Origin of the sequence: Niabella digestorum, assembly GCF_036409055.1 — a bacterium.
In the GTDB taxonomy this organism is placed as follows: Bacteria; Bacteroidota; Bacteroidia; order Chitinophagales; family Chitinophagaceae; genus Niabella; species Niabella composti.
In genome coordinates this window covers 192,984-217,325 of record NZ_JAZGLY010000001.1, presented here as the reverse complement: position 1 = coordinate 217,325, position 24,342 = coordinate 192,984, and the positions used below count along the sequence as shown (strand labels likewise).

Annotated in this window: 22 protein-coding genes; 14 read left to right on the top strand and 8 right to left on the bottom strand. The window is 40.4% G+C overall.

Going from position 1 to position 24,342, the window contains the following annotated elements:
• Positions 1 to 115 precede the first annotated feature (115 nt).
• Positions 116 to 1,801, bottom strand: coding sequence for a ribonucleoside-diphosphate reductase subunit alpha (locus tag V2H41_RS00915; protein WP_330973230.1), 1,686 nt, complete (start codon positions 1,799 to 1,801; stop codon positions 116 to 118).
• A 117-nt stretch (positions 1,802 to 1,918) separates the two neighbouring features.
• On the bottom strand, positions 1,919 to 2,893 hold the full coding sequence (locus V2H41_RS00910) for a ribonucleotide-diphosphate reductase subunit beta (protein ID WP_330973229.1): 975 nt from the start codon (positions 2,891 to 2,893) through the stop codon (positions 1,919 to 1,921).
• Between the two features lie 451 nt (positions 2,894 to 3,344).
• Here V2H41_RS00910 and V2H41_RS00905 point away from each other — a divergent pair, with 451 nt between their 5' ends.
• A complete protein-coding gene (locus V2H41_RS00905) occupies positions 3,345 to 3,833 on the top strand; it encodes a GNAT family N-acetyltransferase (RefSeq protein WP_330973228.1) in 489 nt (162 codons plus the stop codon).
• A gap of 43 nt (positions 3,834 to 3,876) precedes the next feature.
• Here the strand turns inward: V2H41_RS00905 and purH are convergent, their stop codons facing one another.
• Together purH and V2H41_RS00895 are read right to left on the bottom strand one after the other, a co-directional pair.
• A complete protein-coding gene (gene purH, locus V2H41_RS00900) occupies positions 3,877 to 5,403 on the bottom strand; it encodes a bifunctional phosphoribosylaminoimidazolecarboxamide formyltransferase/IMP cyclohydrolase (protein WP_330973227.1) in 1,527 nt (508 codons plus the stop codon).
• Positions 5,404 to 5,435: 32 nt separating this feature from the next.
• Positions 5,436 to 7,508 carry a ComEC/Rec2 family competence protein gene (locus V2H41_RS00895; RefSeq protein WP_330973226.1) on the bottom strand — a complete coding sequence of 691 codons (2,073 nt, stop codon included), beginning with the start codon at positions 7,506 to 7,508 and terminating at the stop codon, positions 5,436 to 5,438.
• A 253-nt stretch (positions 7,509 to 7,761) separates the two neighbouring features.
• On the opposite strand from V2H41_RS00895, the gene atpA reads away from it, so the two are divergent.
• From atpA to V2H41_RS00865, 6 genes are all read left to right on the top strand, one after another.
• Positions 7,762 to 9,345, top strand: coding sequence for a F0F1 ATP synthase subunit alpha (gene atpA, locus V2H41_RS00890; protein WP_330973225.1), 1,584 nt, complete (start codon positions 7,762 to 7,764; stop codon positions 9,343 to 9,345).
• A 106-nt stretch (positions 9,346 to 9,451) separates the two neighbouring features.
• Positions 9,452 to 10,162 carry a LytR/AlgR family response regulator transcription factor gene (locus V2H41_RS00885; RefSeq protein ID WP_330973224.1) on the top strand — a complete coding sequence of 237 codons (711 nt, stop codon included), beginning with the start codon at positions 9,452 to 9,454 and terminating at the stop codon, positions 10,160 to 10,162.
• Positions 10,163 to 10,164: 2 nt separating this feature from the next.
• Positions 10,165 to 12,291 (top strand): ATP-binding protein, encoded by a 2,127-nt coding sequence (locus V2H41_RS00880; RefSeq protein WP_330973223.1) that lies wholly within the window; start codon positions 10,165 to 10,167, stop codon positions 12,289 to 12,291.
• A 59-nt stretch (positions 12,292 to 12,350) separates the two neighbouring features.
• Entirely contained in the window at positions 12,351 to 12,758 is a 408-nt protein-coding gene (locus tag V2H41_RS00875) for a hypothetical protein (protein WP_330973222.1), read from the top strand.
• Positions 12,759 to 12,777: 19 nt separating this feature from the next.
• Positions 12,778 to 13,692 carry a hypothetical protein gene (locus V2H41_RS00870; RefSeq protein ID WP_330973221.1) on the top strand — a complete coding sequence of 305 codons (915 nt, stop codon included), beginning with the start codon at positions 12,778 to 12,780 and terminating at the stop codon, positions 13,690 to 13,692.
• 208 nt (positions 13,693 to 13,900) lie between these two features.
• The gene (locus V2H41_RS00865) at positions 13,901 to 14,404 is read left to right on the top strand and encodes a hypothetical protein (RefSeq protein ID WP_330973220.1); all 504 of its coding nucleotides are present in this window, start codon (positions 13,901 to 13,903) and stop codon (positions 14,402 to 14,404) included.
• Here the strand turns inward: V2H41_RS00865 and pdxA are convergent.
• On the bottom strand, positions 14,364 to 15,455 hold the full coding sequence (pdxA, locus tag V2H41_RS00860) for a 4-hydroxythreonine-4-phosphate dehydrogenase PdxA (RefSeq protein ID WP_330973219.1): 1,092 nt from the start codon (positions 15,453 to 15,455) through the stop codon (positions 14,364 to 14,366). The genes V2H41_RS00865 and pdxA overlap by 41 nt on opposite strands.
• A 175-nt stretch (positions 15,456 to 15,630) precedes the next feature.
• Between pdxA and rsmA the strand changes: the two genes are divergently transcribed.
• The 4 genes from rsmA (at position 15,631) to V2H41_RS00840 (ending at position 18,397) form a co-directional block, all read left to right on the top strand.
• Positions 15,631 to 16,383, top strand: coding sequence for a 16S rRNA (adenine(1518)-N(6)/adenine(1519)-N(6))-dimethyltransferase RsmA (gene rsmA / locus V2H41_RS00855; protein ID WP_330973218.1), 753 nt, complete (start codon positions 15,631 to 15,633; stop codon positions 16,381 to 16,383).
• 22 nt (positions 16,384 to 16,405) lie between these two features.
• Entirely contained in the window at positions 16,406 to 17,338 is a 933-nt protein-coding gene (locus V2H41_RS00850; protein ID WP_330973217.1) for an NAD(P)-dependent oxidoreductase, read from the top strand.
• A 124-nt stretch (positions 17,339 to 17,462) separates the two neighbouring features.
• Positions 17,463 to 17,936, top strand: a complete 474-nt coding sequence (gene greA, locus V2H41_RS00845; RefSeq protein WP_330973216.1) for a transcription elongation factor GreA — start codon at positions 17,463 to 17,465, stop codon at positions 17,934 to 17,936.
• Between the two features lie 71 nt (positions 17,937 to 18,007).
• Positions 18,008 to 18,397 (top strand): HIT family protein, encoded by a 390-nt coding sequence (locus V2H41_RS00840; RefSeq protein WP_330973215.1) that lies wholly within the window; start codon positions 18,008 to 18,010, stop codon positions 18,395 to 18,397.
• 35 nt (positions 18,398 to 18,432) lie between these two features.
• Here V2H41_RS00840 and V2H41_RS00835 read toward each other — a convergent pair whose 3' ends face one another.
• Positions 18,433 to 19,599 (bottom strand): MFS transporter, encoded by a 1,167-nt coding sequence (locus V2H41_RS00835; RefSeq protein WP_330973214.1) that lies wholly within the window; start codon positions 19,597 to 19,599, stop codon positions 18,433 to 18,435.
• Between the two features lie 134 nt (positions 19,600 to 19,733).
• Here V2H41_RS00835 and V2H41_RS00830 point away from each other — a divergent pair, with 134 nt between their 5' ends.
• Positions 19,734 to 20,327, top strand: a complete 594-nt coding sequence (locus V2H41_RS00830; RefSeq protein WP_330973213.1) for a 5' nucleotidase, NT5C type — start codon at positions 19,734 to 19,736, stop codon at positions 20,325 to 20,327.
• 49 nt (positions 20,328 to 20,376) lie between these two features.
• Here V2H41_RS00830 and V2H41_RS00825 read toward each other — a convergent pair whose 3' ends face one another.
• Positions 20,377 to 21,021, bottom strand: a complete 645-nt coding sequence (locus V2H41_RS00825; RefSeq protein ID WP_330973212.1) for an MBL fold metallo-hydrolase — start codon at positions 21,019 to 21,021, stop codon at positions 20,377 to 20,379.
• Positions 21,022 to 21,155: 134 nt separating this feature from the next.
• Here V2H41_RS00825 and V2H41_RS00820 point away from each other — a divergent pair, with 134 nt between their 5' ends.
• Positions 21,156 to 23,621 carry a DUF5686 family protein gene (locus tag V2H41_RS00820; RefSeq protein WP_330973211.1) on the top strand — a complete coding sequence of 822 codons (2,466 nt, stop codon included), beginning with the start codon at positions 21,156 to 21,158 and terminating at the stop codon, positions 23,619 to 23,621.
• Here the strand turns inward: V2H41_RS00820 and V2H41_RS00815 are convergent, their stop codons facing one another.
• Positions 23,622 to 23,879: a SemiSWEET family sugar transporter gene (locus V2H41_RS00815; protein WP_330973210.1), complete on the bottom strand. Its 258-nt coding sequence runs from the start codon at positions 23,877 to 23,879 to the stop codon at positions 23,622 to 23,624.
• Positions 23,880 to 23,969: 90 nt separating this feature from the next.
• On the opposite strand from V2H41_RS00815, the gene V2H41_RS00810 reads away from it, so the two are divergent.
• Positions 23,970 to 24,341, top strand: coding sequence for a septal ring lytic transglycosylase RlpA family protein (locus V2H41_RS00810; protein ID WP_330973209.1), 372 nt, complete (start codon positions 23,970 to 23,972; stop codon positions 24,339 to 24,341).
• Position 24,342 lies beyond the last annotated feature (1 nt).

Below are 24,342 nucleotides of genomic sequence, written 5' to 3'. Positions count from 1 at the left end.
GTGTTACTCAAAGGCCCTCGCGTTTTACAGGCATCGCAAAGTTACAAGTTAAGAGGGTTTCATCTTTTGTAAGCAGCAATAAAAAACCCGGCTTAAGGCCGGGTTGTTAAATGTTTTAGGCTTCGCAACTTGTACAACTTACCAAACTTGTAACCAACTCTTTCGAAACGCTTTGGCTACGCTGATAATAAAGCGTTTTGATTCCCAATTTCCAGGCTTCAATAATCAGCATATTCACGTCCTTAACCGGAAGGTTACTAGGAATGTTAAGATTCAAGCTTTGTCCCTGATCTATATATTTCTGGCGAATAGCAGCCTGTTGAATAATCTCTAACTGACTAATCTCTCTGAAGGTTTTAAACACGGCTTTCTCTTCAGTAGTCAGTTGGGGCAGATGCTGCACACTTCCGTGATTCAGCATAATACTGCGCCATGTATCTTCATTATCGATTCCTTTTTCGGCCAGCAGTTTTTTCAAATATTTATTCTGACGCATAAAGTTACCTTTAGCGAGACCAGCCTTGTAATAGTTACTGTTGAAGGGTTCGATACCGGGTGAGGTCTGTCCTAAAATAGCCGAAGAAGAAGTAGTAGGAGCTATAGCCAGCAAGGTAGTGTTACGGCGCCCATAACCCTTCAGTAATTCGGGTTCTCCGTAAATGCGTGCCAGATCAGCCGTAGCCTTTTCAGCCTTTTCTCTAATATCAGAAAAAATCTGTGCCGTAAGCTGTTTCGCACGCATACCTTCAAAGGGAATCATGTTGCGCTGTAAATAGGAATGCCACCCTAACACACCTAATCCTAAGGCTCTGTGGCGTTTTGCAAATCTATTGGCGCTGGCCAGATAATAATTATTTTCGGTTTTGTTGATAAACTCCTGCAGCACGGCATCGAGGAAGAAGATGGCCAAACGCACAGCATCGGTATCTTTCCACTCGTCGTAGAGTTCCAGGTTTAATGAAGATAAGCAGCATATAAAGGACTCATCAACTGTTGAAGGCAGCATAATCTCGGAGCAAAGATTGCTGGCCTTAATGATGTAATTCTGATCTTTATATACCTGCGGCTTATTACGGTTAACGTTATCAGTAAAGAATATATAAGGCAGCCCTTTCTCCTGACGGCTTTCCAGTACTTTAGCCCAAATGGTTCTTTTTTGTCTGTCGCCGTCGATCATATCTTGCATCCAATAATCAGGTACGCACACACCAAAGAAAAGATTCTGAATTGGATGGCCGATACTTTTAATCTGCAGAAACTCTTCAATATCCGGATGATCGATATCCAGATATGCGGCAAAAGCCCCGCGGCGTACACCTCCCTGAGAGATGGTGTCCATCGCCGTATCAAACAATCGCATAAAGCTTACCGCTCCACTACTCTTGCCATTATCAGTAACAGAGCTACCACGGCCACGCAGCTCACCAAAATAGGCTGATGTACCGCCCCCGATTTTGGTCTGCATGATTACTTCACCCAATTTATGTGTAATGCCTTCGATATTATCAGGCACATGCACGTTGAAGCAGGATATGGGTAGCCCACGCTCGGTACCCATATTGGCCCAAATCGGAGAGCTCAGGCTCATCCAACCACGCTCCACCATTTCCATGAATGCCTCTTTCAGCTCGGGCTTATACAAACGTTGCGCTGCAGCCGTACATACACGTTCAATAGCTCCTTCTACGGTTTCACCCTTCAGCAGATATCCACGGTTCAGAATCTGTTCACTTTCTTCATTTTTCCACCACATCTTCTCTGTAACCGGTGCATTCTGTATTATTGGTTCCAATACTTCCATTTTCTTAAGATTTTAACACGTTTGTATAATGAGTTTATATGGCAAGCAGCTCTTTCAGTATTCATCTCTCCCATCCGATAAATTACCGGCATTTCCACCTTTCTGAATACAATGGCATTAGAACAGATCGTCTGCTGTAATGCTTTTATCGTGCTTCGTATAATCCACGGGACGTTTTGCAAAGAAATCGTCCAGACTATTGGCAAATACTTCCTCCTCGAACCAACGCATCGGGCGATACTGCTCAGGGCTGATAAAGTAGATGGAGGACATGCCTATTTTATTCAAACTATCATCTACACGATATTTGATAAAATTGATGAGATCTTTCTTATTGAGAATATCCACGTCACCTTCTTCAAAGATCCATTCTATAATTTCTTCCTCAATTTCGATAGACTCTTTTACCATGTCGGTAATGCGAGACAGCGTTTCGTCGTTCAGTACTTCAGGATATTCTTCTTTTATTTTATTAATAAGATAAATACCCGCATTAGCATGAATTTGTTCATCCACCGAAGTCCATGCAATAATGTTGCTTACATTCTTCATCCAGCCTTTGAATCGGGTAAAGGAAAGTATAATAGCAAACTGGCTGAACAAGGATACGTTTTCTATCAAAATGGTAAACAAAATCAGAGCGAGGCTGTACTCCTGCTTATCGTTGGATTTGGTGTTTCGCAACACGTTCGACAAATAGTCGATACGACGTTTGATACTCGGAACCTTAATGAGTTCTTCAAATTCATCGTTATACCCCAGCACTTCCAGCAGACGAGAATACGCCTCACTATGACGAAACTCACACTCGGCAAAGGTGCTACCCAGTCCATTCAGTTCCGGTTTGGGAAAATGATTGTACAGATTGCCCCAGAATGTTTTTACGGCTACTTCTATTTGGGCGATAGCCAGCAAAGCCCGTTTTACCGCATTGCGCTCCGGATAGGTAAGGTGACTGTGGAAATCCTGCGTATCGGCAGTAAAATCCACCTCGGAATGTACCCAGAACGACTTATTAATTGCCTCGGTAAATTGCAGTACTTCCGGGTATTCAAAAGGCTTGTAATTAACACGTTTATCAAACAGTCCCATATCTAAATCATTTATGCCTTTCGGCAGTTTTTTAAAATATATTAGGGCGACGAAGTACCTTAAGCCTTACAGGCTTTCAAAAAAAAACCAAGCTTTACAGCCGATCCCTTCTTATTAGATTCTTATTTTTTACAGTAAGATTTGTACTCTCTTTCTCATCGGCATCCACCCTTGTGCACCGCATATTACAGCATCGGAGAACCAATTGCACTCGGGTAGCAAATCCCTAATGTGTATACAAATTAATCGCATAAAAAAGAGAAATTCTAAAGTTGTTATACACATGATGTGAGAAACTTTGGTTGTTTTTTTGCAATCTTGGCATGCATGCGGATTACAGCCCATACATATAATTTTTTTATAAATTCTGCTGCATTTACTGTCATACATGCGTTATAGATTGGTAATAAAAACATAACCTTCTAAACTTTTAAATTGTTATACTGATAAGATGATAATCAGAAAGATCAAAGAATCTGACAACCCTATACTCGCCCAAATAATACGTGACACATTTGACGAGTATAATGCTCCTCGACCAGGTACCGTTTATACAGATCCAAGAACAGACAACCTGTATGATTTGTTTAAAACCCCTCGCTCCGTATTATGGGTTGCGGAAGTAGATAATGAGGTTGTAGGAAGTTGCGGCATTTTCCCTACCGAAGGCTTACCGGCAGACTGTGCAGAACTAGTAAAGTTCTATCTGAAAAAAGAAGCCCGAGGTGTGGGTGTAGGAAGAGCACTTATGGAAAAAAGTGTTCAATCCGCCATCGAGATGGGATACAAACAGCTTTATCTGGAAAGCCTTCCTCAATTTTCGGGGGCCGTTAAAATGTATGAAAAGCTTGGGTTTACGCATCTCGACCACCCTATGGGGCAATCGGGACATGTGACCTGCAATATATGGATGATAAAAAATTTAGCCCCTATCTCCTAAGAAAAAGGGGCTATTTATTTTCAATGAGATTATCAGTAACGATTTAATGCTTGAAATGTCTCATACCGGTAAGTACCATGGCTAGGTTATTTTCCTTACAATAATCGATTGAGTCCTTATCGCGGATGGAACCGCCCGGTTGAATGAAAGCTGTTACTCCTGCCTTGTGCGCAATCTGCACACTATCATTAAAGGGGAAGAATGCATCACTAGCCAGTACAGCGCCGTTCAGATCAAATCCGAATTGCTTTGCTTTTTCAATGGCATGACGCACGGCATCTACCCTGCTCGTTTGTCCGGCACCTTTACCTACTAGCTGTTTATTTTTTACTAATGCAATAGCATTCGACTTCAGATGCTTACAAATGATGTTGGCAAACTCCAGATCAGCTTTTTCCTGCTCAGTAGTAGCTCTGCCTCCCTCCTCTTTCCAATCGGTATAATTACCTTGGTCGGTTGCCTGTACCAGTACTCCGTTAAGTACTGATTTGAACTGTTCTTTGGATTGAGGCAATTGCTTTAATTGAAGTAATATTCTGTTTTTCTTTGACTTTAGAATATTAAGAGCAGCCTCTTCAAAGCCTGGAGCTATCAGCACTTCAAAAAAGATTTCATTAATGGCATTAGCCGTATGCTCATCCACAACACCGTTGGTCACCAACACGCCGCCAAATGCGCTTTCCGGGTCGCCCAGTAAAGCGGTACTCCAAGCGTCGGCAGTAGTTTTGCGAGCAGCAACCCCACATACATTGGTATGTTTAATGATGGCAAATACCACATCTCCACCCTGCGGGAACTCAGCAATTAACTGCACGGCAGCATCTACATCCACCAAGTTATTATACGAGAGTTCCTTTCCGTTCAGCTGAGTAAACAATTGTTCCAAATCGCCGTAAAACACGCCAGGCTGGTGCGGATTTTCGCCATAGCGCATGGTTTTAGGCTTAGGCTCTGAATGGAGGAAATATTCCGCTTCCAGATTATTAGTATTAAAATATTTAGAAATAGCTACATCATAGTGGGCTACTATCTCAAATGCTTTTGCAGCAAAGGCTTTACGTTGTTCTAAGGTAGTTTCGCCGTTTTGGGTTTGCAGCAGTTCGGTTACAGCGGCATAATCTTTTTTAGCAGCCACTACCAACACATCTTTAAAGTTTTTCGCAGCCGCACGAATCATGGATGGTCCACCTATATCTATCTTTTCGATGATTTGCTTCTCATCATTTGTAGAAGCTACCGTTTCTTCGAAAGGATACAAATCCACAATCACTAGGTCAATCTCAGGAATTTTGTATTGAGCCATTTCCTGCACATCGGTTTCCACATCACGTCTGCCTAAAATACCTCCGAACACAGAGGGATGTAAGGTTTTTACACGGCCGCCCAGAATGGAAGGATAGGTGGTAAGACTTTCCACCGGCACCACCTGAACTCCCAAATCTTCAATAAACTTTTGCGTTCCTCCGGTGGAGTAGATGGTAATTCCCAGACGGGCTAACTCTTTTACAATAGGCTCCAGACCGTCTTTATAAAATACTGAAATGAGTGCTGATTGAATTTTTTTATTCATGATTTTGAGAAATGAGCCGCAAAAGTACGCTATTAAAAATTCATGACAAAAGCCCCATCCGCAACTGTATAATGAAAAGGCACCTGTAATGAATCGCAAACGCGCTTCCAATAGCGTGCTTTCCCCGCCGGCACAGAGCCATCGGCTACAATATGCTTTGGAGTTAGCTGGTTAAAAAATTTATCAGTTGTTATGCGAGTATTGCCCGAAAACACTACAATATCAACTGGTATAGTGCCACTTAGATTGGTTTCATTAAGTGCTTCATTTATCCATAAAACCTTCTTGCCCTGAAAAATGATGGCATTTCCATGGCGAGAAAATCCTGCCATCACCTCCGAACGACGCACGCGCTGAAAAGTGCGGGCCGGATGCAGGGTAAATGTTTGCACCGCAAAATCCTGAAAGGCTGCATTATCACCGACTGCATAAAAATTTCTTCCACCAATAAAGTCCATCACACCATAGCGGGGAATATGATATACTACTATTTTACGTTGCCTGTCTACCTCATAAATAGCCCAGGCTCTTATGGCCCAAAAAAGAAATATGGCGGCTAGCGCTGTCCATAAGCCCGCCTTATTTTTTTCTCTCAGCCAAAAAAACATTGCTGCTATAACAATATATAATAATACTGTTTGCCCGACACCTATCTGTATTCCCGACCATACGGCCAAAGGAAAGGTGCCCATTATTTCAATAAATGAATTCAGCCACCATATTAATCCTTCAAGAATCTTACCCATCTCTACTGCCAACAGCCGAACGGGTGCTATTACTGTGAGCAACAGTGTGCCCACGAGTACCATGCTGGATGCCGGCACCACTACCAGATTGGCCAGTAAAAAATAAATGGGGAACTGATGAAAGTTGTAAAGCGCCAGAGGCGTAGTAAGTATTTGTGCAGCCATACTTACTGATGCTAGTTGCCATACTTTATTTAAAATTTCGTTTCGTACATACAGTAAATTATAAATCGGTTTATAAAACACTACAATACTCAACACCGCCATATAGGAAAGCTGAAAGCCTGCATTCCACAGCCAGTAAGGATTATAACAAAGCTGAAAAAAGGCCGCAGCTGCAAGGATATTATAAATAGAGGTATTGCGATTAATTTGTCTGCCTATCGTAATAAAGGTAAACATTACAGCTGCTCGTACCACAGAAGCCGCTCCCCCAGCTACAAACGCAAAACTCCACAAAATGAGCAGTACAAGTAGGGTGTGCAGCCATCGGGTAGTACTTTTTCTTAATAAAGGCTGCAATACGATATTGATAACCCAATACAGCATCGCTAGGTGCATCCCTGATACAGCAATTACATGCACCACGCCGGTATTGGTATAAGCCTGCAATAGTTCCTTATCTAAATCTTCTCTGTATCCAATAAGCATCGCTTCGGCCAAACCTTGCTCCTTCGGATCTTTGATATATTGGCGGATGGTCTGCAGCACATAGCTTCTCATCTTGAAAATCAGCTTCTTCCAAGCCGAAATATTGTTTTCGGAGAGCTTTACATATTCCGTATCTGTCAGATAAATGGTATGGGTAATTTCATTGAAAAGTGCATACCTTTTATAATCAAATGCTCCGGGGTTACCTGTATTACGAATTTCCTGCAACGACTTTTGAAAAAGTAGTTGGTCGCCTGCCTTTAAATGAGCATTGCAGCTGTCTTTGCTGAAATAAATAATAATACGCCCTCTTACTTTTTGTTTACTATCCTCCACAATACAGTATTGCACTTGAGCTTCAGCTTTATAAGAGCGTTCCTTCTCTACAGGAAACTCCTGTAAGACGGCCACAATAGCCTGCTCTGCGCTGTAGTGATGCCCCATCCATAAAGGGTGATTGCGGACATCTTTGATATATGCCAATAACATCCCTACTGCGAGCATAGCAGCACCTAGTCCGGCACCGCTCAGCCAACTATACTTCCATCTCGCAAACCCTTTTAATAAAGAAAAAAAGCTATAAAGTGTTCCCCCAATTAATAGAATCAAGACTCCTATCTTGCCCGGCGGCTGCAGGTACCACTGAATGAGAATGCCCGATGCAAAAGGAATGAGCAGCTTTACAAATGGATTTTGCCTCAAAAACATTTCATCCCTCCATTTTTGATGGTATTTTCCTTAGGTTAAAAATCAGGCTCCACTTGGCAAATCTCCCATCGCTCCGAAATTTTTCATAAACCTACTAAAAATGAGCAACTTATCATATTAAATAAAAAAATACTTTCATCCCGCTTGAATGCCTGTACATTTTTTTGTTATAAACTTCCGATTGCCTACTTTTGCAGCCTGAAAAAACGCTGTATTGCAGCAACCACAATAAATTTTTAAAACAAGAATATATATGCCTGAAATTAAACCCGACGAAATTAGTGCCATACTAAGGGAGCAGTTAAGCAATTTTAATGCTCATGCCGATTTAGAAGAAATAGGAACTGTACTTCAAGTGGGCGATGGCATAGCCCGTGTATATGGACTTGGAAACGTTCGCTATGGTGAGCTAGTTGAATTTGAAAATGGGGTACGCGCCATTGCGTTAAACCTTGAAGAGGATAACGTAGGTGTGGTACTGATGGGTGAAGGCAAGGATATTAAAGAAGGTTCCAAAGTACGTCGTACCGGTCAAATCGCTTCTATCAAAGTAGGCGAAGGCATGGTAGGACGTGTAGTAAATACGCTGGGACAGCCCATCGATGGTAAAGGCCCTATTACCGGAGAACTATATGAAATGCCATTGGAACGTAAAGCCCCTGGCGTAATCTTCCGTGAACCGGTAAAAGAACCGCTGCAAACCGGTATCAAAGCTATCGATGCCATGATTCCTATTGGTCGCGGACAGCGTGAGCTCATCATCGGTGACCGCCAAACCGGTAAAACAGCTATTGCAATAGATACAATTATCAATCAAAAAGAATTTTATCAGGCAGGCAAACCTGTATACTGTATATACGTAGCCATTGGGCAGAAAGCATCTACCATTGCCGGAGTAATGAAAACACTCCAAGACCATGGCGCCATGGATTATACCATTATCGTAGCTGCTTCTGCTTCTGACCCTGCTCCATTGCAGTTCTACGCACCTTTTGCCGGTGCTGCTATAGGAGAATATTTCCGCGATACCGGACGTCCTGCTCTTATCGTTTACGACGACCTTTCTAAACAAGCGGTAGCATACCGTGAGGTGTCTCTGCTGTTACGTCGTCCTCCAGGACGTGAGGCATATCCTGGTGATGTATTCTACCTGCATAGCCGTCTGCTGGAAAGAGCTGCGAAAATTATCAACAACGACGAAATCGTTAAAAACATGAACGACCTGCCGGATTCTATCAAACATCTGGTGAAAGGAGGCGGTTCCTTGACTGCTCTTCCCATCATCGAAACTCAGGCAGGTGACGTTTCTGCATACATTCCTACAAACGTAATCTCCATTACCGATGGTCAGATATTCCTAGAATCAGGCTTGTTCCTATCCGGTATCCGCCCTGCGATCAACGTAGGTATCTCCGTAAGCCGTGTAGGTGGTAATGCGCAGATTAAATCGATGAAAAAAGTGGCCGGTACACTGAAACTTGACCAAGCGCTTTATCGCGAGTTGGAAGCTTTTGCTAAATTCGGTGGAGACCTCGATGCAGCAACCAAGAACGTAATTGACAAAGGTGCTCGCAACGTGGAAATTCTGAAACAGGCACAGTATTCTCCGTTCCCAGTAGAAAAGCAAATTGCTATCATTTACTTGGGTACACAAGGACTGCTGAAAGAAGTTCCGGTAAACAAAGTGAAAGAGTTTGAAGAACACTTCTTAATGGAAATGGAAAACAAACTCCCAGATGTACTGACTGAATTCAAGAAAGGCAATCTTCCTGAAGAGGGTATCCAAAAAATGGTAGAACTTGCCAACACATTGATACCTCAGTACAAAGCAAAGTAATTTAGCTTCAACAATACTTTTGACATATTACGAAAGGTCCTGTAAATATACAGGGCCTTTTAATTTTATATTGTAACCACGAATACTTAAATTAGCAGAAAAAGCGATGGAGCAACGCCCTTTAAATTGTCTTATTATCGATGACAATCAGGTGGCAAGGGTCCTACTTAAACAAATTCTATCCAAAATCGAAGGCATTCATATTTTGGCGGAATTTGACAATGGCCTAAGCGCGAAGAGTTATATCGAAAGCAACCTCGTCGATATATTATTTCTAGATATTGAAATGCCCGATATCAGTGGGTTGGAGCTATTGAGAATGCTGAACGAAAGACCCCTCACAATCCTCACTACTGCCAAACAAGGCTACGCTGTCGAAGCTTTCGAGCTAAATGTAGTCGACTACATTGTAAAACCATTCTCCTTAGCTAGAGTGATGTTGTCCATTGAAAGGGCGAAGGAGCTTCTCAGTCATAAAAATGTTGAGATTAGCAAAGAAACCTCTAGCGATTTCATTTTCGTAAAAGACAATAAGATCATTCGTAAGATAGATATGAACGATATCCTTTGGGTTGAAGCCAAAGGAGATTACATCAAAATTTATGTGCCAGAGAAGAGCTATGTAGTACATGGAAGCCTAAAGTCTATCGAAGATAAATTCCCTTCAAACAAATTTATTCGCACCCACAGGAGTTATATCATAGCTTTAAATAAGATCGATTACATAGAAGACAGGGTCGTGTACATACATGATCATCCCATTCCTATTTCTGAATCCTACCGCGATGCTCTACTGAAGACCCTACAGTTATTATAAGTATGGCAAAAAATAAGGAATATTCTTTCTTTTCGATTGTTGTCTTGGCGCTTGCCTTAATAGCCCTCTTTGTAGTTACACAATTTTTTACAAACAAATCCACAAAAGCGCTGAATGAAGGAAACAAACAAGCTGTTGCAACTTTTCTCATTAACAATAGTATACAGGAACTTGTAAACCTGTCTTTCGACCTACAGAGCAAATTCAAAGATCGCAATTTAAAGGTAAATAGTACCAGAATAAGCCAGCTGAAAGACTCGCTCACTATGCTGGGTTATAATACCGATATTATTACATCTTACACTTCATCTAATAGTCATGAGATTTCAAATATCATTAGAAATATTATTGAAGAACAATTGAATATTTCAGAGTCTATTTTAAATACACATATTAGTGGCAATGTGCAGGAAAAAAATAAGCTAATCGATTCTTTATACAAAGTAAGTCCTGGAGATAAGGTATACGCCAATTGTCTTACACTACAGGCTTTTCTAAGAAAGAATCTTCAAGAAACGCTCACGCGAAACTCGGAGCAAGCCGGTCAGCTTTCACTCTATAATAAGATTCTTGCATTGTTTGCCATTATTACCATACTGGTAATGTCCACCATCATTATTAAAAGACAATCCCAACAATTAAAACTGATTGCGGAACTACAAGCTGCAGAACAAGCAGCTCTAAAAAGTAAGAATGCTAAAGATGAGTTTCTGGCCAATATGAGCCATGAATTAAGGACCCCTCTGAATGCCCTTATCGGTTTCGGGAATCTTTTAAAAGATACCCCTTTAAATAAACAGCAGAGAGAATATGTAGACATGGTACGGTCCGGAGCACAAAACTTACTCAACATTGTAAACGACGTACTGGATCTATCAAAAATTGAGGCAGGCAAACTTAAAATGGTACATAAGCCTTTCAATCTGTATCATTTGTTTAACAGGCTGGAGAGAATGTTTTCAAATGCCATTAATGAAAAAGAGCTGCATTATTCCTCTTACATCGAATCCAAAGTACCGGAGCATGTCATTGGCGATAGCGAAAGATTACAGCAAATCTTCGTGAATCTAATTGGGAATGCCATAAAATTCACCAATGAAGGAGAGATAAAAGTCACCGCCAATGTGGTATGGATAGATGAAGATGATAAATATTATAAACTAGGATTTACGGTAAAAGATACCGGTATCGGCATTCCTAAAGATAAAGTAGCTGCCATTTTTGAGCGCTTTGAACAACTGGAACAAGGTGTGCAAAGACAATACGGAGGAACAGGCCTCGGACTTACGATTGCCAAAAATCTGGTGGAAAGAATGGGTGGCACTATCTCGATTTTTAGTGAAGTAAATGAAGGCTCCGAATTTAATTTCACTTGTATTCTGGAGAAAAATACCAATCCCGTATCAGAAGAACAATCCTTCATAACAATCGATAAATTACCTGAAGGAAAGGTGCTGATTGTTGAGGACAATAAAGCCAATCAGATTCTGTTAAAACATATGTTTGGCAAATACGGATTAAAACCGAAAATCATTGACAATGGCCTGGAAGCAGTAAATCTGTTGGAAAAAGAAACATTCGATTTAATTTTTATGGATATACAAATGCCAGAAATGGATGGATATACTGCCATTGGCATTCTCCGTAACGAAAAACAGATCTCTACTCCTATAATTGCAATGACAGCATATGTATCGGAAACCGAAATTATAAAATGCAAAAATGCCGGGTTTACCGATTATATTTCAAAACCAGTTGATGAGCAATTGCTTATTAAAACCACAGCAAGCTATTTGGAGAATATTCAGAATAACAACCACCATACTCTTAACTATTTGTATGAATTAGTAGGCAATGACCCTGATACTGTTGGAGAAGTAGTACAGGCAATGAAAAACCAGTGGGAACTGGATAAGGCAGAACTTATAGAGGCTTTCTCGCAGCAGGATATTGGAAAAGTTAAAAAGATATTACACAGATTAAAATCAACTTTTTCGCCTTTAGGCGCAGAACACCCTGTTTATAAAGCTATAGGGAAGTGCAATTTCACCACTATGGAAAATAAAACACTCGACTTACAGCAATGCACTTCATTTATAGATGACATAGAAAAAGAGATTAATGTATAAAAATTGCCATTAAAATAATTATCCTTTCATCTCACTCTTAGCCATTCCAATTTTATCTTATGAAAAGAATAATTACGTATCAGCAGACTAGTAAAATATCACTTATCATATTATGGACAGGAGGAATATTACTTTGCTTCGCTATGTTATATGCGTGGCATCAACAAGATAGAAATAGTTCGAAAAAATACACTAACTTCGTACAAAACACTGATATACATGTATACGAATTATTACTTACGTATAAAGATTTTCAATTAGATGAAAATGTCAATCTTATTAATATAAATCTTAATGCAGACCCTTCTGCAATAGTTCCAGAAAATATTAATGACTCTACTACATCAGTTAGTACTACTAACACCAGAAAGCTGATTTATTCCAAAATACTCGAACAAAAAATTAAGAAAATATCATCTCGGGAAACAGACTCGCCGGGATTTACAATTAAACCATTACCACAATAAATTCTCGAATTAAAAAATTATGAAGAAATATCATTTAGGTATATTATTTATCTTAATAACCTTTCTTATAAGTTGCGGAGTTAGTAAAAAAGCAGCTCTTACACATGAAAAAATTAGCTTAGCCCGACGAACCATTAGCCAGGACTCTGTATTACTGGACTCTCTGGAGTCAAAAATGGAACGACAGGTTGCTAATAGAAGTATGGACTCGTCTGTAGCAAACAACATTCAAACGATTATTGAAAAGCTGCAAAACGATCTCAAGAATATTGAAGAAATCGTTAATGCAGCCGACCTTATTGCTCAAAATAAAGCCAACCTGAGAGGGAAGAAATATTACCACTATGCCAACAACTATCTGAGCAAAATCGACTCTTTTCACTTAAAAGAAAGCTACAGGGAGCGTGTATATGAGCTATTGAACGAAGCAGTAAGTGTGGATGCCTTTCGTAAATATCAGATGGGGGCATTTTTTAAACCGGGTGCATACAAAATCCCCTATTCAGCTTCAAAAGTGGTAGAAGAGCACTTCAAGCCGGTAATTGATTCCATCATCAATCGATCCAACAAATACGCGGATATTACGCGTAGAGTTCACATTGTATTAGTAGGTTATGCTGATGCACTATCCTTCAGTCCCAACACACCCCTTTATGCACTACTAAAGTCCTATACACGCGAAGAAAATCCAGAAAAAGGTCTACTTAATCTTGTTCTTTCCAATTTAAGAGCTAACGAACTACTCTACCATATCAAGATGTTGGTAAAAGAAAATGCTACCCGATTTAATTCGTATAACAACCTCAATATAGGATATGTGGCTTATGGCCGTGGGGAAGCACTCCCCTTTCCTAATATAACCGATTATCAGGTCGATGATGAACGACGCAGAGTCGTGGTTTTTTACTGGTCAGTATTACCCGATTTGGGATAACGCCAATTAGCTTCCATCGAAAAAATTCGGTAATTTATCTCCATAAATTACCTAGTTCATCGAAAATATCTTCACACGATATTGATATCGCTGTACCTTCACGGCGGTTTAGAGGGCTTAGAGTGGGCAACGGCGTCTTTCTAGACAATACGTATGCCCCTCTTTCTTTTTTAAACCCTAAGCCTCTATAAACTATAAAATAAAAAAGATGGAACTTTCTGTACCAGTAGATGAAAGACTTATTGAGTTGGCACTTTATTCAATAGGTCAACCAATCCACAAAAGCCAAATAGAACTTGCCATCAATAATATCGTCAAAACTACCCTATCCGAGCTAAACAATCGGTGTAAAAATCCTGAAAAGTCAGTAGAATTTATTCGTATAGCCAGAGAGTGTGCTTCCTTATCAGGCCCCATAAAACTATCATCCTATCAGGATATTCTGGCTAAAGGGCGCAGTTTGAATTCTGAAATCTTTGGTATTGAGCTGATAAATATTATCGATCAAATAGCAGAAGAAACGCAACTAAAAAGAAAAATGATAAACACCCTTATGGCCATTACGACACCCCTCACCTTATACAAGGTGTACGATAGTAGCAAGAGTGTCGCCGAAAACAATATTGTTCAGGAATTCTATAATTACCTTTCCCAAATAGTCAGCAGCAACATTAATCTGACTGCTCCTCCAATTCTTCGTCAGGCAATTTAGCGGTTACTTCAGGCATCACTTTCTTTATAGGGTTAGCCCGCTGTTGCTGGTATTCCAACCGTTGTTTGATAATATCTATACAATAATAGATGGCACTTGAAAAAGACTGATGATCCGCTACACCCTTACCGGCAATATCAAAAGCCACTCCGTGATCAGGTGAAGTACGCACTATATTCAATCCTGCGGTATAATTTACCCCCGCCCCTATAGCTAGTGATTTGAAAGGAATCAATCCCTGATCATGATACATAGCCAGCACGGCATCGAATTTCTCATACTGCCCTCGGGCAAAAAATGCATCGGCACTATAAGGACCGAATGCAAGGATATTCTCATTTTTAGCTTCCCTGATGGCAGGCTTGATAATAGCTTGCTCTTCATTGCCAATCAACCCCTCGTCTCCTGCGTGCGGGTTAAGGCCGAGTACAGCTATTCTGGGACGACTGATACCGAAATCCTTTTGCAATGAATCGTTCACGATTCTAAGCTTTTTAAGAATAATATCGGTATTCAAATGAGCCGCTATATCCTTTACCGGCACATGCTCGGTAACCAAAGCCACCCGCATATTTTCGGCACACATAATCATTACCACTTCCTCTGCTTCAAAGGCACTCTTTAAATAAGGGGTGTGCCCTGTATAATTAAACGCCTCTGACTGAATATTACTTTTATGAATTGGGGCCGTAACCAGTCCCTGTATATGTCCTTCCTTCAACGCTTGAACGGCCGTCTGAAGAGATATTAAAGCATATTTTCCACCTACTTCGTTCAGCACCCCAGGTGTTATGTTAACGTCCTCTTCCCAACAACTAAAAACATTTATTTGCTTATGATTAATCCTCGAAAAATCTCTTAAGGAGCTAAAGTTGAAATTATTTTCCGATAAGGTTTTGCGGTAAAAGCTAATGGTTTTATTATTAGCAAATATCACCGGAGTACAGATATCCATTATGCGATTATCGGAAAGAGACTTTATAATCAGTTCAATTCCAATTCCATTTAAATCTCCACAAGAAATTCCAATAACGGGTTTATTACTACTCATAATTTATTAATAATCAAATTACTCCTGAATTTCAAAGTTTTCCTCACAGGAGGCACAGCATCAAAAGTCATTCGGCACTTCTATGGAAAATTCGTATGCAGGGTTGTAAAAATAAAGAAATTCTTTTTAGGCACTGTTTTATTCAATTTTAAGTTACACATTTACCTTTGCACCCATGTATTCACTAAAAAAATCCTTAGGGCAACATTTTCTGAAAGACGAAAATATATGCCGTAAGATAGTGAATGCGCTGGAACAGGAACCATTGACCCATTTATTAGAAGTGGGACCCGGTGGTGGCGCACTCACTAAATATTTAATACAACTCCCCGGAGTTGATTTTAAAGCCATAGAGGTAGACGAAGAGAAGGTTGTATTCCTCAAAAATACCTATCCGCAACTTCAGGATAAGATTGTACACCTAAGCTTTTTGGATGCCACACCTCCTTTTACTGACGAGTTTACCATTGTTGGCAATTTCCCCTACAACATTTCCACCCAGATACTTTTTAAAATTCTAGAATGGAAAGAACAGGTGCCGGTGGTTGTGGGCATGTTTCAAAAAGAAGTAGCGCAGCGCGTTGCAGCTCCTGCTGGCAACAAGGTTTACGGCATTCTCAGTGTACTGATACAGGCTTTTTATGATGTGAAATACCTTTTCGATGTGCACGAAAACTGCTTTATGCCTCCACCTAAAGTAAAAAGCGGAGTAATTAAGCTATACAGAAAAAAAGAAACAGCACTTATGCGCAGCGAACGCGATTTTTTTACATTGGTCAAAACGGCATTCAACCAGCGTAGAAAAACCATGCGCAATGCCACTAGGGCATTATTCGATGATACCATTCTGGTGGATGACCAGTTCAATAAACGCGCCGAACAACTCACAGTAAACGATTTTGCTGCACTTACATTTAAAATGAAATAATGTTTATTTTCTATTAACATATATGAAGAAGAAAAAAGCAATCATTACCGGAAACGCACATCCTTATTTACAACAAAGACTGTCAGAAAAGGGTTACGAAGTGTTATACGAACCCAAAATCACCTACGAAGAACTGAAGGCTAAAGGCGAAGATGTGACAGGTCTCATTCTCACCACACGCATTAAGGTGGATAAAGAACTGCTGGATGCCATGCCCAATCTAGAATGGATCGGAAGACTGGGAAGCGGCATGGAGCTCATAGATGTAGCATATGCAGAAAGCAAAGGAATACTTTGCGTTAGCAGTCCCGAAGGCAACCGCAATGCGGTGGCCGAACATTCCTTAGGTATGCTGCTAATGCTCATGAATAAAATGAATGTGGCCATCCCTCAGGTAAAACAGGGCATATGGCTGCGCAATGAAAACCGGGGTATCGAGCTGAGCGGAAAAACGGTAGGAATTATCGGCTATGGTAATACCGGGAGTAGCTTTGCGCGCTTATTACAACCCTTCGACGTTACGGTATTAGCTTACGATAAATATAAAAGCGGGTTTGCTAGCGGCTTTATTAAAGAGGCCTCGCTGGAACAAGTATGTCGCTATGCCAACGTTATCAGCTTCAACGTGCCCCTAACCTCCGAAACACATTATATGCTTAATGAGGAATTGATAGGACTCATGAAGCAAAAGCCCATTATATTAAGTGCCTGTCGGGGAAAAGTAATCAATACAGCTGCTTTGATTAATGGACTGAAGCAGGAGCAAATTTCAGGCGCCTGCCTTGATGTGCTGGAAAACGAAAAGCTGGATACCTATACCGAAGCCGAAAAACAGCAATTGAATGAACTATTATCATTTGATAATGTGATAGTTACACCACATATTGCCGGTTATAGTCACGAGGCTTTCCTGAAAATGGTAACAGTAACGCTTCAGAAATTGGGACTTGACTAGTCTTTAACATTTCATTATTTGGTTTAAGACAAACGATTTATTATATTTGCTTAAATAGCAACGCTCTGGAATATTATGTGCCGGAGCGTTGTTATTTTTTTGTTGAATGTAAAATGAAAAAATTATGAATGCGATTCAGTATGTTACCAAGGAAACGCTGGAGCAAATGAAGGAAGAATTGCAGCGCTTAAAGAGTGTGGAACGTCCTGCTGCCAGCAAGGCCATTGCAGAGGCCCGTGAAAAAGGAGATTTAAGAGAAAATGCGGAGTACGATGCAGCCAAAGAGGCCCAGGGCTTACTGGAAGCAAAAATTGCTGCCTTAGAAACCGCTTTGGCTAATGCCAGGGTAGTGGACGAAAGCACTATTGACACCAGTAAGGTATCTATTCTGACAAAAGTAAAATTGACTAATCTTAAAACTAATAAACAAGTTACATATCAGCTGGTTAGCGAACAAGAAGCAGATCTGAAGGCTGGAAAAATATCCGTTAACTCCCCCATCGGAAAAGGTATTCTTGGTAAATCGGTAGGTGAAATAGCTGATGTGCAAGCTCCAGCGGGCTTGTTAAAGTTTAGAGTTGACGAAATCTTTATTTAGAAAAATTATCATCTTATCCAGAAACCGGCATACGCCGGTTTTTTTATTATAATTGCGAAAAAATAGCTGCCATGACCATATTCTCCAAAATAATTTCAGGTGAACTGCCTTCTTATAAGATTGCTGAAAATGATAAGTTTATAGCATTTCTCGATATCATGCCGCTGCGCAAAGGGCATGTGCTGGTAGTGCCTAAGGTGGAAATTGATAAGGTTTTCGACCTCCCTGATGAGTATCTCTCCGAAATTCTCGTTTTCGCCAAACCCATTGCAAAAGCTATTGAAAAATCTTTTGACTGTAACCGTTGCGGTATCAGCGTAGTAGGTATTGAAGTACCGCACGCACATGTACATCTAATCCCCATTAACGAAGCCAACGATCTCAATTTTACTCAGGGCAAACTAAAGCTAAGTGAGGCGGAAATGAAGGAAATTCAACAATTGATTATCAGCAACTTATAAATATGCTGTACTTCTTCTAAAAGCTGGTGACATGCTTAACGCAATGCCCAGCTTTTAGATTTTATGCCATATCGAAACATAAAAGTTACAGTAAGTAGCAGACCCATCATAGCCATTAGAGCCCCCACAAAAGCCGGGTACTGGAATCCCAGCCCCCACGTAATGGGCAATCCGCCCAAATAGGCTCCTATAGAATTGGCAATGTTAAACGCCGCCTGCATAAAAGCGGCCCCCATCATAGCCGACCGATCGGCTGATTTAATCATTAAAATATTGATAGGCGACCCTACCGCCATGGCCAATAAACCACAAATAAAGGTAAGAATTACCGAAATTACCTGATTTTCAGAGAACAAAAACACAGCCGATAAAGCCACTGTTAACAACAAGAATAATATTATAGCAGCTTTTTCGGGAGCCATTTTATCGGCCATAACACCTCCCAACAAATTGCCGGCAACCATACCCGCTCCAGCTACCAACATCAGGTAGGACACCGCTTTTAGTGAAAAGCCCGAAACATGCGTCATCAAAGGAGATATATAGCTAATCCATGCAAACAGTCCTCCAAACCCGATGGAAGTAATCAGCAAAATCAACCAAGCTTTACCAGTAGTAAAAAACTGAAGTTCTTCTCTTACATTAGTTTTTTCTATCCGAATGTCGGGTAGCCACATTTTTAAAAACACAATGGTCAGTATCCCAATGAGAGCTACAATTACAAAAGCATATCTCCAGCTTGTTACATGTCCTAAATACGTAACCAGCGGCACCATTACTAGATTGGCTATGGTGAGCCCGGCAAACATCATCGATATCGCCTGGGCTTGCTTGCCCTCCTGTGCCATTCTTGAAGCCACCACGGCTCCTATTCCAAAGAAAGCACCATGGGGCAAACCCGACATAAATCGGGCCACCAACAAAGTATAATAACCGGGGGCGGCAGCCGATAAACCATTAAAGATGGTAAACAAAACCATCAGCACCATGAGCACTTTCTTGGGATTGTGCTTTACCGATGCGGCTACCAGCAACGGGGCCCCTACAATAACGCCCAACGCATATGCCGAGATCAGATATCCTGCCGTAGGAATACTAATTTGTAATGAAGTAGCCACATCCTGCATAAGTCCCATAATCACAAACTCCGTAGTACCGATGCCCAATCCTCCTAACGCAAGTGGAAATAGATTCCTATTCATAAACAACTGTCTTTCAATATAATATACAAAAAATAGTCGTGTAAAAAATACACAAAGGTAGGAAGTTCTCCGCACCCTTTTCTACAAACTTTGTAATTTTGCGCTCTTCCTTTAACACCTAAATTCAAAAAAAGATGAAAACAATAGCGGTAGATATGGATGGTGTGCTGGCAAATTGTATACAACAGTTCATCAATTATGAGTTTGCAGAAACGGGAATAAAAAGGCCTATAGCCGAAACCATTGGCAAGCGCGAATCAGAAGCATTTCCTAACGGAAGAGCTTACCTATACCAGCCGGGATTTTTCAGAACCATGCCTGTAATAGAAGATAGCCGAGAAGCTTTATATAAACTGTGTCAAGAATATGAGGTGCTTATTGTAAGTGCCGCCACTGAGTTCCCGCAGTCACTTAGCGAGAAACAAGAATGGTTGAATGAGCATTTTCCTTTTATCAGCTGGAAGCAAATGGTCTTCTGTGGTACTAAAACTATGATTAAAGCTGATATCATGATTGATGACCATTTTAAAAATTTAGACCCTTTTAAAGGTCGCACCATATTGTTTACTCAACCCCATAATCAGCTGGCCGATGCAGGAAGACATACACGTGTGCATTCGTGGAAAGAAATCGAAAGATTGTTATTACGTAAATCGCAGCTGGAAGCTATTTGGGATATGGAGCGGGCTTCCGCTCCAGTAACACCAGTCATCAGCCAATACGCCTAATATCGAAAGATAGTAGTAATTAAATCTTGTATTTATTACGAAGGTCCGTTTAATCAGCACGCACAAAAGGATTGTGTTGTTTTTCAAAGCCGATACTGGTGCCGCCACCGTGCCCGGGGTATACTTTTACGGTATCGGGTAGGGTATATAATTGTGTTTTAATAGCATGCTCTAAAGTAGCAAAATCTCCCCCGGGTAAATCGGTTCTTCCTATGCTTCCTGCAAATAGTGCGTCTCCACTGATCACAAAACCATCTTCTTCGTTATAAAAACTAATACTACCCGGAGAATGGCCGGGAGTAAATAATACTTTAAGCTCGCTGCCGGCAATAGTGATAATATCACCCGGCTCTAAAAATTTCTTTTCACCGGTATAGTTTTCAAAAGGCAATCCGTACATCAACCCTGTTTGGGGTGCAACACTCAGCACCACTTGCTCGTCTTCATGCATATATAGTGGAAGTTCCCAGGTTTCACTTACATATTTATTCCCAAACACATGATCTAAATGACAATGGGTATTAAGCAAATAAACCGGATTCAGATTATTGGAAACTATAAACTCTTTCAAGGTTTTTCTCTCTTCTTCAAAATAACACCCCGGGTCAATAATGCAACAATCGCCATTGTCCGCAAATAAAATATAGGTATTTTCTTCAAGAGGATTAAACGTAAATTTTTGTATATGCAGCATGTTTATATTTGAAGTTTTATTAAGCAAATGTAATCAGTATCCTAAAGGAAAGGGGTAATTAAAATTACTGATGCCCCATTTTAGGGGCAATATTAACAAATGAGGATTTAGAAACAACCTTACTTTTGCAGCCGATGAACCCTATCTGGAAAATTGTATTTCTTTTTTTCCTGGCATTAAATTGTACCCCGCTTTTCTCTCAGAAGACAATACGCGGACAAGTAAAAGATGCACATAGCGAAGAAAGAATACCTTTTGCAACTATAACATTTAAAGGCACGCACACGGGAATCATTACCGATTCGGCCGGGAGCTTTGCTTTTCAAATGCACCACTGGCCATCCGATACGCTGGAAATTACATATGTGGGTTACGTGCCTTATTATTTACCCCTCCCTATTGATCAAAATGAAATGGAAGTACTAATACCGCTGGAGCGTGCCACGACGGATACCGTAGTAGTAAAAGCCAAGATTGATAAAGGTATATGGCTCTGGAAAAAAATTGTTGCGCATAAACCCCAAAACAACCGCTATAAATTCGACAATTTTTCCTACCAGCTCTACAATAAATTGGAAATTGATTTAAAAAACTTCAATAGCCTGGAGAAACTCACTCGACTCAAGCCATTACGACCTATCAACGAACTAATTGCCAAAAACACTGACACATCAGAAGGCATCAAAATATTGCCAACCTATCTTACCGAAGCGCTTTCACATTATTACTATCAAAAAAAACCCTTGCGTCGCCGTGAGGAAATTATTGCAGCCAATACCAATGGCATCAAAAACGAGAGTATGGTGAAGTATCTGGGGGGGATGGATCAGGTATTTAATATTTACAACAACTTTATCAATGTATTCAACAAAAGCTTCGTAAGTCCCCTTAGCGATAATGGTGATTTTTATTATAAATATTCCGTAACCGATACCCAGTATATAGGCAATGAACGATTTTACAGACTAGTGTTTCAGCCACGACGTAAAGGCACGAATACTTTTGAAGGAGATTGCTGGGTACACTTCGGCACTTATGCCATTCAAAAAATCAATCTTGCCCTGGACAAAAATGCTGACATCAACTTTTTGGAACGGTTTAGTTATGTGCAGGAGTTTACAAAACTTGCAGATAGCAACTGGTTTATTAGTCGAGAAAAAATGATTGTAGATTTTGCGCCTATGGGCAACAAAACAGTAGGGCTTATAGGACGTAAAACCACTACTTATAGAAACATTGTTGTTAACGACAGCTCTGTTGTTGCCAAACTGAGGGAAAACAAAGTTCAAGAAGAAATAATCACACTTCCGGGGGCACAGGATAAACACAGAAGTTATTGGGATACCACCCGACACGAAGCCCTCACCAAAACCGAACAGGGTATTATCAATATGATTGATACCATATTAAATACCCCTGTTTATCAACGGTTCACCAAACAGGTGATATTCCTTGGTTCCGGTTATTTTGATGTAGGTAATGTGCGTTTGGGCTCTGCCTATAACTGGTTTTCTGCTAACCAACATGAAGGTTTCAGAATGCGTTTTGATGTAGCCAGCAACAAACATTTTAATACTAAATTCATGTACCATACCTATTTGGCTTACGGATTCAGAGACAAAAAGCTAAAGGGAATGGGGGAATTGTTTTATTTACCTCGAAAGCATCCGCGCCAATACTGGTCTTTAGCTTACAAAAATGATCTGGATTTCGGACAGAAATATTATGGGGAAATCTCTTCAGATAATATTTTTTCATTTGCTGTACGCAAGCCTAATATTCCGGTTAAGTTCATTAACCTAGAAGAAGGCAGTTTTGAATTCTTCAACGAATTCCCCAGTGGTTTGTCTGTGAGAGCCACGGCGGCCAATAAAGCCTATACGCCCTTGTCTAATCTGTTACCGGCAGATTCGTTTGGTGTATCGAAGCGTCTGGTCAGCACCGAATTTTCCATAAGACTGCGTTATGCCTTCGCCGAAAAATTCATCGAAACTACTTTTTACCGCGCCAGCCTAGGTAGTCCCTATCCCATTGTGGAAGCTAGTTTCACAAAAGGAGTTTCAGGAATATTAAGAAGTGGTTATAATTATAGCAAGCTCTTATTCTCCGTATCAGATTATATGAAGGTTCCGCCGGTGGGTACTATTAATTATCAGGTATATGCCGGAAGAACCTTTGGAACGGTTCCTTATACTTTTCTGGATGTAGCACCAGGCAATGAGCTGTATTATTATAACAAGTATGCATTTAATACTATGATACGGTATCAGTATATCCACGACCGCTTTGCCGGACTTAATTATGAATATAATATTGGCAATGGCATATTTAAACTGATACCTAAGCTAAAATTTAGGCAGTTTTATACTGTAAAAGCATTATGGGGTTCACTGTCTGATGCAAATAAAGCTCTTAACTTTAAAGACAATGCTAACTTTCAGTCACTCGACGGAAAAACCTATTTGGAGCTCGGAACAGGCGTAGACAATATCTTACGTGTACTTCGAGTAGATTTTATATGGCGCGTACTTCCTAAAGATCAGACGACACTGCCGGGTAGTAAATTTGGTGTTTTCGGAAGTGTGCGCATCGATTTCTAGCTATCTCCCGTACTTGAGTTTCAGAAAGATCATCGTAAGCGATAATACCAGTATTGTAGCGTTAGTAAAAATAATAGCATTATCACGTTGCAATACGTCATAAAAAATCCACAAAATCTGATTAGTGGCAGCTATTAAAAACATAGCCAGTGATACATCTTTTGCTGATTTCTCTTTAAGAGTTTTGATTACCTGCGGCAGAAAGGTAAGCGTGGTAAGTGTGCCGGCGGTATATCCTAATATTTCTACACCACTCATAACAATTGATTTAATGAGGTGATTGGATACACAAACCTACGTGAAATAGTTGTTGTAACAAGAAGTCTTAAGATTAATTACTTTTGATAAATGCCTTGTATACGTAAAAAAATAAGTTATCTCTTATTCGTTGTCTTACTGTTAGGAACAGCTTGCAGCCAAAAAGTAACAGAAGCGGGTAAGGCATCTTATTATGCGGATAAATTTGCAGGACGCAAAACCGCTAACGGCGAAACTTTCAGCCAACGTAAACTTACCGCCGCGCATAAAACACTCTCTTTTGGTACCAAAGTAAAAGTGAAAAATCTTTCCAATGGTAAAAAAGTAAAAGTACGTATTAATGACCGTGGCCCCTTCGTTGAAGGCCGCATTATTGACCTCAGCAAAAGAGCAGCTAAACGGCTCGACATGATTAATGCCGGCGTAGTGAATGTTGAAATAAAATATAGAAAAAAGAAATAAA

Bases quoted from the DNA above. Each gene is read 5' to 3' on its own strand.
- V2H41_RS00915 (WP_330973230.1), bottom strand. From the start codon at position 1,801: ATGGAAGTATTGGAACCAATAATACAGAATGCACCGGTTACAGAGAAG.
- V2H41_RS00910 (WP_330973229.1), bottom strand. From the start codon at position 2,893: ATGGGACTGTTTGATAAACGTGTTAATTACAAGCCTTTTGAATACCCG.
- V2H41_RS00905 (WP_330973228.1), top strand. From the start codon at position 3,345: ATGATAATCAGAAAGATCAAAGAATCTGACAACCCTATACTCGCCCAA.
- purH (WP_330973227.1), bottom strand. From the start codon at position 5,403: ATGAATAAAAAAATTCAATCAGCACTCATTTCAGTATTTTATAAAGAC.
- V2H41_RS00895 (WP_330973226.1), bottom strand. From the start codon at position 7,508: ATGTTTTTGAGGCAAAATCCATTTGTAAAGCTGCTCATTCCTTTTGCA.
- atpA (WP_330973225.1), top strand. From the start codon at position 7,762: ATGCCTGAAATTAAACCCGACGAAATTAGTGCCATACTAAGGGAGCAG.
- V2H41_RS00885 (WP_330973224.1), top strand. From the start codon at position 9,452: ATGGAGCAACGCCCTTTAAATTGTCTTATTATCGATGACAATCAGGTG.
- V2H41_RS00880 (WP_330973223.1), top strand. From the start codon at position 10,165: ATGGCAAAAAATAAGGAATATTCTTTCTTTTCGATTGTTGTCTTGGCG.
- V2H41_RS00875 (WP_330973222.1), top strand. From the start codon at position 12,351: ATGAAAAGAATAATTACGTATCAGCAGACTAGTAAAATATCACTTATC.
- V2H41_RS00870 (WP_330973221.1), top strand. From the start codon at position 12,778: ATGAAGAAATATCATTTAGGTATATTATTTATCTTAATAACCTTTCTT.
- V2H41_RS00865 (WP_330973220.1), top strand. From the start codon at position 13,901: ATGGAACTTTCTGTACCAGTAGATGAAAGACTTATTGAGTTGGCACTT.
- pdxA (WP_330973219.1), bottom strand. From the start codon at position 15,455: ATGAGTAGTAATAAACCCGTTATTGGAATTTCTTGTGGAGATTTAAAT.
- rsmA (WP_330973218.1), top strand. From the start codon at position 15,631: ATGTATTCACTAAAAAAATCCTTAGGGCAACATTTTCTGAAAGACGAA.
- V2H41_RS00850 (WP_330973217.1), top strand. From the start codon at position 16,406: ATGAAGAAGAAAAAAGCAATCATTACCGGAAACGCACATCCTTATTTA.
- greA (WP_330973216.1), top strand. From the start codon at position 17,463: ATGAATGCGATTCAGTATGTTACCAAGGAAACGCTGGAGCAAATGAAG.
- V2H41_RS00840 (WP_330973215.1), top strand. From the start codon at position 18,008: ATGACCATATTCTCCAAAATAATTTCAGGTGAACTGCCTTCTTATAAG.
- V2H41_RS00835 (WP_330973214.1), bottom strand. From the start codon at position 19,599: ATGAATAGGAATCTATTTCCACTTGCGTTAGGAGGATTGGGCATCGGT.
- V2H41_RS00830 (WP_330973213.1), top strand. From the start codon at position 19,734: ATGAAAACAATAGCGGTAGATATGGATGGTGTGCTGGCAAATTGTATA.
- V2H41_RS00825 (WP_330973212.1), bottom strand. From the start codon at position 21,021: ATGCTGCATATACAAAAATTTACGTTTAATCCTCTTGAAGAAAATACC.
- V2H41_RS00820 (WP_330973211.1), top strand. From the start codon at position 21,156: ATGAACCCTATCTGGAAAATTGTATTTCTTTTTTTCCTGGCATTAAAT.
- V2H41_RS00815 (WP_330973210.1), bottom strand. From the start codon at position 23,879: ATGAGTGGTGTAGAAATATTAGGATATACCGCCGGCACACTTACCACG.
- V2H41_RS00810 (WP_330973209.1), top strand. From the start codon at position 23,970: ATGCCTTGTATACGTAAAAAAATAAGTTATCTCTTATTCGTTGTCTTA.